This is a genomic window from Methylopila musalis (genome assembly GCF_042679725.1).
In the GTDB taxonomy this organism is placed as follows: Bacteria; Pseudomonadota; Alphaproteobacteria; order Rhizobiales; family Methylopilaceae; genus Methylopila; species Methylopila musalis.
The window spans coordinates 1-6,885 of sequence record NZ_JBHTMX010000145.1 but is presented as its reverse complement, the minus strand read 5'-3'; the positions used below and the strand labels follow the sequence as shown (position 1 = coordinate 6,885).

The 6,885-nt window shown below is 68.7% G+C and carries 5 protein-coding genes and 2 pseudogenes; 3 read left to right on the top strand and 4 right to left on the bottom strand.

Annotated features, from left to right (window positions below; genetic code table 11):
* A pseudogene (locus tag ACFQ4O_RS13250) lies at positions 1-198 on the top strand (dihydrolipoamide succinyltransferase); the annotation flags it as partial.
* Positions 199-359: 161 nt separating this feature from the next.
* Positions 360-1,862: an amino acid permease gene (locus tag ACFQ4O_RS13245; RefSeq protein ID WP_378776167.1), complete on the top strand. Its 1,503-nt coding sequence runs from the start codon at positions 360-362 to the stop codon at positions 1,860-1,862.
* 185 nt (positions 1,863-2,047) lie between these two features.
* On the opposite strand, the gene ACFQ4O_RS13240 is transcribed toward ACFQ4O_RS13245, so the two are convergent.
* Positions 2,048-3,349, bottom strand: a complete 1,302-nt coding sequence (locus ACFQ4O_RS13240; RefSeq protein WP_378776166.1) for a calcium-binding protein — start codon at positions 3,347-3,349, stop codon at positions 2,048-2,050.
* 126 nt (positions 3,350-3,475) lie between these two features.
* On the opposite strand from ACFQ4O_RS13240, the gene ACFQ4O_RS13235 reads away from it, so the two are divergent.
* Positions 3,476-4,438, top strand: coding sequence for a type 1 glutamine amidotransferase (locus tag ACFQ4O_RS13235; protein ID WP_378776165.1), 963 nt, complete (start codon positions 3,476-3,478; stop codon positions 4,436-4,438).
* Between the two features lie 176 nt (positions 4,439-4,614).
* Here ACFQ4O_RS13235 and ACFQ4O_RS13230 read toward each other — a convergent pair whose 3' ends face one another.
* The 3 genes and pseudogenes from ACFQ4O_RS13230 to ACFQ4O_RS13220 form a co-directional block, all read right to left on the bottom strand.
* On the bottom strand, positions 4,615-5,376 hold the full coding sequence (locus ACFQ4O_RS13230) for an ABC transporter permease (RefSeq protein WP_378776168.1): 762 nt from the start codon (positions 5,374-5,376) through the stop codon (positions 4,615-4,617).
* Between the two features lie 5 nt (positions 5,377-5,381).
* Complete coding sequence (locus ACFQ4O_RS13225; protein ID WP_378776164.1) at positions 5,382-6,311, bottom strand: ABC transporter ATP-binding protein; 930 nt, start codon at positions 6,309-6,311, stop codon at positions 5,382-5,384.
* 312 nt (positions 6,312-6,623) lie between these two features.
* A pseudogene (locus ACFQ4O_RS13220) lies at positions 6,624-6,885 on the bottom strand (hypothetical protein); the annotation flags it as partial.

Below are 6,885 nucleotides of genomic sequence, written 5' to 3'. Positions count from 1 at the left end.
CCCGCCGACGCAAGCCCGAAGCCCGCGGGGGGCGAGCGCGCGCCCGTCTCCGCCGGGTCGTCGGTGGGGCGGATCACGCTGGTCGCGGCCGTGGTGATCGCGATCGGCGTCATCGCCTATGTGCTGTTCGCGCCGCAGCCCGCGCCGCACGCCCCGTCTCCGGCGCCGGCCCCGCAGGCGCCCGTTTCCGCGCCCTGAGGGCGCCTTCGACGAAGGTTATCTGCTGAAATGCGCGCCAGAGCGCGAAAGCGGGCGCCTCCGGGCGCTGCAAGCGTTGACAGCCGCGTGAGCAGATCAAACGATCGCGTGATCCAAGCGGGCGGACATCGTCCTCCCGGACAACGGGGATCGCGCGGGCCATGTCGCAAGAGCAGAAGGGCGTCACCTATCAGAAGGTGGACGCAGGATATTTCGAGAAGCGCGGCCTGACGCGCTACGCCGGCGTCGCGAGCCTGTGGGCGCTCGGCGTCGGCGCCGTCATCTCCGGCCACTTTTCGGGTTGGAACTTCGGCTTCGCCACCGGCGGCTGGGGCGGCATGCTGGCCGCGGCCGGCATCATCGCGGTGATGTATCTCGGGCTCACCTTCTCCATCGCCGAGATGTCGGCCGCGCTGCCGCACACCGGCGCCGCCTACTCCTTCGCCCGCACCGCCATGGGCCCCTGGGGCGGCTTCTTCACCGGCCTGTGCGAGAACGTGGAGTACGTCATCACGCCGGCGGTGATCGTGACCTTCATCACCGGCTACGTGAACGCCATCTTCGGGCTCGATCCGGCCTATTCGCCGCTGATCTGGATCGTGTTCTTCGCGCTGTTCGTGGGCCTGAACGTGTTCGGGCTGGAGCTGTCGTTCAAGGTGACGATGGTCTTCACGCTGATGTCGCTCGCGGTGCTGATCTTCTTCTGGTTCAGCGCCATCCCGCACATGGACTTCTCCCGCTGGGCGCTCAACATCGGCGTCGGCCCGGACGGCGCCATCGCGGAGCTGCCCGAGGGCGGCGGCTCGTTCTTCCCGTTCGGCTTCTCGGGCGTGCTCGCCACGCTGCCCTTCGCGGTGTGGCTGTTCCTCGCCATCGAGCAGCTGCCGCTCGCGGCCGAAGAGTCGGTCGATCCGACCCGCGACATGCCGCGGGGCATCGTGCTCGGCATCTTCACGCTGATCGTCTCCGCCTTCATGATCGTGCTGCTGAACCCCTCGGTGGTGGGCGTGGGCTCGTTCCACCTCGCCACCTCGCTCGAGCCGCTGCTCGACGGCTTCAAGGCGGTCTATGGCGACGGCGGCGTGGCGATCCTCGGCGTGGTGGCGCTGACCGGCCTGATCGCGAGCTTCCACACCATCCTCTACGCGCAGGGGCGGCAGGTCTATTCGCTCTCCCGCGCCGGCTATTTCCCCCGCGGCCTGTCGGTCACCCATTCCAAGTACCGCACGCCGCACATCGCCATGATCGTGGGCTCGCTGGTCGGCCTCGCGGTGATGCTGGCGATCTGGTTCGCGCTCGGCGCGGAGACGGGCGGCGCCGCCATCGGCAGCGTGCTGCTCAACATGGCGGTCTCGGGCGCGATGTTCTCCTACATCGCGCAGGCGGCCTCGTTCATCCTGCTTCGGAAGAACGCCAGCCACATCGAGCGGCCGTTCAGGAGCCCGCTCGGCGTGCCGGGCGCCGTGCTCACCATCGTGATCGCGGTGGTGACGCTGTTCTACCAGGTGCAGGACCCGAACTTCACCAAGGGCGTGCTGTGGGTGCTGGTGTGGTTCGCGATCGCGACCGTCTATTTCGCGGTTTACGGCCGGCACAAGCTGGTGCTGTCGCCGGAGGAGGAGTTCGCGCTCTCCAAGGGCTCGGCGGAGTACCGGACCCACTGACGGACAGCAGAGCGGCGCCCGCCGCCGCTCTCGCCCCGCTGGCGATTTCGTGACGGCGGCGGCCTTTGCAGACGCGGCCGCCGTCACCAGATTGGGGATGCTCCTCCCCGGAGCGTTTCAACCCCGACTTGGCCCGCCGTCATGGCGGGCTTTTTCGTGTCGGCGTCCGGTCGGGACGGGGAGCCTCAGAGCACGAAGTCGCTCGCGGCGAGGTTCGACACGTTCATCACCTGGATCGAGAAGTCGCCGACCCTGTCGCCGTTGATATCGCCCTGGACGATCACATAGCCGCCATACACCCGGTAGTTCAGCTGTCCCTGCGTGCCCGCGGTGAAAGCGCTCGTCCCGATGAGGGTGAAGGCCTGGTTGCCGCTGCCGGAGATCGAGGCGTCGATGGCGGAGAGATCGATCTTGTCGCCGTCGCTGCGCTTGAAATCGTAGATTGTGTCGCGCCCGCTCGACATCCGGCTGTCGGTGACGTCGAGATAGACGAAGCGATCCGCGCCGGCTCCGCCGCTGATCACGTCGCCGCCGCCGCCGCCCGTCAGCCGGTCATCTCCGCCGCCTCCGGCGATGCGGTTGGCGCCAGCGGAGCCGATGAGGACATCGGCGTATTTGCTGCCCTCGAGGCTCTCGAAACTGAAGAACGTGTCGCCGTCGGCGTGCCCGCCGCTCGCCTCGCCGGTGGCGAGGTTGACGGTGACGGCGGCGGTGGAGCGGCTGTAGTCGAGCCGGTCCAGCCCGTCGCCGCCGTCCAGCAGATCGCCGCCCGCGTCGCCGGAAACGATGTCGTTTCCGGCTCCGCCGGTGATGTAATTGTAGTCGCCGTTCCCCCGGATGGTGTCGTTGTAGTCGGAGCCCTCGACGTTCTCGACCCGGAACCAGCTGTCGCCCGCCGCGGCGCCGCCGGCGGCGTTGCGGGCGAGATCCACGGTCACGGCGGAGGACGCGTATATGTAGCTGATCGTGTCTTCGCCGGCGCCGCCGTTGAAGGTTTCGCCGGCGACGCCGGCGGAGAGCAGGTCGTCGCCGGCGTCGCCGTTGATGATCAGCCGATCTGTCGCGACGCCGCCGCCGACGTAGATGATGTCGTCGCCCTGTCCGCCGTTTAGGGCCAGGCCGGTGGACGAGAGGACAGTGAAGAGGTCGTCGCCCTGATCGCCGTACATGGTCCCCGACGTGCGGATCAAAAGGAATTTGTCGTCGCCGGTCCCGCCGTTCGCGAAGCCGTTGGCGGTGTTCAGCGTGATGGAGTCGTCGCCAGCGTCACCGTAGACCGAGGCGCCCCCCGTGTCCTCGAGCGTATCGGCGCCGTCGCCGCCGCCGAGGTAGTCGTTTCCTTCGCCGCCGATCAGCACATCGCGCAGATGGCCGCCAACGAGCGTGTCGTTTCCACCCTTGCCCTCGTAACGGTTGCTGACGTTCATCTCTCCGAAATCACTCGCATCGAAGACGTCGTTGTTCTCCGTGCCGATCCGTGTGGCCATGATGCGTTTCTCCCCTTTTGTCCGCCGTTGCGTGCGCCGGGTCTCGGCGTCGACCGCGCATGCGGTGGACTATGGCGCCATTCTGGGTTTTGCGCATGCGGCGATCGCTGGCGAGGTCCCGGCGGGATGGCTCTGGACAACGCGGGCCGGCGCGCCGACATGCTGCGCGGCCCGTTCTCCGGCCGTCGGTTTCAGGAGTCTCCCATCGTGTCCCGCCCCTTCCGCCTGCTCGTCGTCGAAGGCAACCCGCCCGCCATGCGCGCGCGTCACGCCGCCGTGTCCGGGCGCACGCCAAGCGCGTTCTACGCCGACGTGCTGGAGGAGGTGGCCGGCTGGCAGGGCCTCAACGTCGCCGTGGACGTCGCCTATCCCGCCGATCCGGGCGCCAATCTCCCCGACGCGGCGGGGATCGCGTCCTATGACGGCGTGGTCATCACCGGCTCGGGCCTGAACCTCTGGAAGGCGGAGCCGGAATCGCTGACGCAGGTGGAGCTCGCCCGCGAGGTGTACCGCTCCGGCGCGCCGTTCTTCGGCTCGTGTTGGGGGCTTCAGGTCGCCGCCGTCGCCGCCGGCGGCGAGGTGAAGCTGAACCCGCAGGGGCGCGAGGTGGGCGTCGCCCGCGGCCTCCGCCTGACCGAGGCCGGCCGCTCCCACCCGATGCACGCCGGCCGCGCCGATCCGTTCGACGCGCCGGCGATCCACTCCGACGAGGTGGCGGTTCTCCCGTCGGGCGCGGTCGTCACCGCCGGCAATGACCTCTGCGCCGTGCAGGCGGCGGAGATCCGCCACGAGGGCGGCGTGTTCTGGGGCGTCCAGTACCACCCGGAATACACGTTCGCGGAGCTCTGCGGCATCCTCACGCGCTACACGCCGGTGATGATCGAGGAGGGCTTCGTGCGCGACGCCGACGACGCCGCGCGCCACATCGCCGATCTGGCGTCGCTCGACGCGGAGCCGCTGCGCAGGGACGTGGCCTGGCGGCTCGGCGTGTCGCCCTCGGTGACCGACCCGAAGGCGCGCCGGACCGAACTGGTTAACTGGCTCACCCGTCAGGTGGCCCCGACCGCGAGCGCCCGCGGCCGGATGTGACGGTCCCCCTTAAGCTGATGTGACGGCCGCCTTGGGGGCGATCGGCCTCCGCCGTCATGCCCGGCGAAGGCCGGGCATCCACGACGTTCTACGGTCAAGCGGCTGAGCCGCCGCAAATCGTGGATGCCCGAGACAAGCTCGGGCATGACGATGAACTCTTAAGGCGACAGGCGCGCTCACGCCTTCAGGCGGTAGCCGGATTTGAACATCCAGCGGATCACCAGGATGCAGAGCAGCATGAAGGCCAGCGTCATGGCGAGGCTGACGCCGATGTGGACGTCGGCCTTGCCGTAGAAGCTCCAGCGGAAGCCCGAGACCAGATAGACCACGGGGTTGAACAGGCTGACCGTGCGCCACAGCGGCGGCAGCATGTCGATGGAGTAGAAGCTGCCGCCGAGGAAGGTGAGCGGCGTGATCACCAGCAGCGGGATGATCTGGAGCTGCTCGAAGCCGTCGGCCCAGACGCCGATGATGAAGCCGAACAGGCAGAAGGTGATCGCCGTCAGCACCAGGAAGGACAGCATCCACACCGGGTGCAGCACGGTGAGCGGCGTGAACAGCGAGGCGGTGGCGAGGATGATCAGGCCGATCGCGATCGACTTGGTGGCGGCGGCGCCCACATAGGCGATCACGATCTCCAGATAGGACACCGGCGCCGACAGCACCTCGTAGATCGTGCCCGCGAAGCGCGGGAAATAGATGCCGAACGAGGCGTTGGACACGCTCTGGGTCAGCAGCGAAAGCATCACCAGTCCGGGCACGATGAAGGCGCCGTAGGGCACGCCGTCCACCTCCTGGATGCGCTGGCCGATGGCGGCGCCGAACACCACGAAATAGAGCGAGGTGGACAGCACCGGCGAGATCACGCTCTGCATCACGGTGCGCAGCGCCCGGGCCATCTCGAACGAATAAATCGCGCCGACCGCGCGCAGGTTCAGGCCGCTCACGCGCGCTCTCCGTTCACCAGGGTGACGAAAATATCCTCCAGCGAGGACTGGGTGGTGCGCAGGTCCTTGATGCCGACGCCCGCCACCGCAAGCTCGGTCAGGAGCACCGCCACGTCCGCGCGCTCGCGGGCGGAATCGTAGACGTAGACCAGCTCGTTTCCGCCGTCGCGCAGCTCAAGCCCATGGCGCAGGAGCGCCTCCGGCACGCGGGGCAGGGGCTCGCACAGCTGCAGGATCAGCTCCTTGCGGCCGAGCTTGCTCATCAGCGCCGCCTTCTCCTCCACCAGGATCAGCTCGCCATGGGTGATGACGCCGATGCGGTCGGCCATCTCCTCGGCTTCCTCGATGTAGTGGGTGGTGAGAATGACGGTGACGCCGGTCTCGCGCAGCTCCCGGATCAGCCGCCACATGTCCCGGCGCAGCTCCACGTCCACGCCGGCGGTGGGCTCGTCCAGGAACAGCAGGCGCGGCTCGTGGGCCAGCGCCTTGGCGATCAGCACCCGGCGCTTCATGCCGCCGGACAGCGCCATGATGCGCTCGTCGCGCTTCTCCCACAGCGACAGATCGCGCAGCAGCTTCTCGAGATAGGCGTTGTTCTTCGGCTTGCCGAACAGGCCGCGGGAGAACGACACGGTCGCCCACACGCTCTCGAACCGCTCGGTGGCGAGCTCCTGCGGCACCAGGCCGATCAGCGACCGGGCGGCGCGGTAGTCGGTTGCGATGTCGTGGCCGGCCACGGCGACCTTGCCGCCGGTCGGGTTCACCAGCCCGCAGACGATGGAGATCAGCGTGGTCTTGCCGGCGCCGTTGGGGCCGAGCAAGGCGAAGATCTCGCCGGTTTCAATGGTGAGGTCGACGCCTTTCAGCGCCTGAAAGCCGGACGAATAGGTCTTCGCCAGGCCGGAAATCTGCAGAATGGGGGGCATCGCAAGGCGGGTCCGACGTGAACGCGGGGCGCCGCGGGGGCGGCGTCGCCGGATGAGATTTAGGTCGCCCGGGTTCTAACGCCATCGGGCGCGGGAATGAAGCCACGGGAAAGGGGGCCTTCCTCCCCCTTGGTCGCTCCAACAACGGCCGCGCTCTCCCCCTTGTCCCGGCCTTGAGCCGGGACCCAGACACGCTGAGGTTTGCGAATAAAGCGCGGCGATCGGGGCGCGTGATCCTGAGAGGTTGACGTTTCTGGGTCCCGGCTCGAGGCCGGGACAAGGAAGAGGGCGCGGCGTTTGACAGACGGCGCGTCACGCCGAGCGGCGCAGGACGGGGGCGGCGTCGAGGCGGAGTTCGGCGACGTCGCCGAGGCCCTCGGGGCGGCGGTGGGCGACGATGACGAAGGTGGTGTCGGGCAGCGCCGCGCGCAGGGCGGCGAGCTCCTCGGCCTCCGCCTCCGGGTCGAGCGCGCTGGTGGGCTCGTCCAGGAACGCCCAGTCGGGCCGGCTCTCCGCCAGCCGCCGCAGCGCGAGCCGCTGCATCTCGGCGCCGGACAGCCCGAGCTGCGCGGTG

What these genes read in the sequence shown, in the direction of transcription:
- ACFQ4O_RS13245 (WP_378776167.1), top strand. Translation starts at nt 360, where the DNA reads ATGTCGCAAGAGCAGAAGGGCGTCACCTATCAGAAGGTGGACGCAGGA.
- ACFQ4O_RS13240 (WP_378776166.1), bottom strand. Translation starts at nt 3,349, where the DNA reads ATGGCCACACGGATCGGCACGGAGAACAACGACGTCTTCGATGCGAGT.
- ACFQ4O_RS13235 (WP_378776165.1), top strand. Translation starts at nt 3,476, where the DNA reads ATGGCTCTGGACAACGCGGGCCGGCGCGCCGACATGCTGCGCGGCCCG.
- ACFQ4O_RS13225 (WP_378776164.1), bottom strand. Translation starts at nt 6,311, where the DNA reads ATGCCCCCCATTCTGCAGATTTCCGGCCTGGCGAAGACCTATTCGTCC.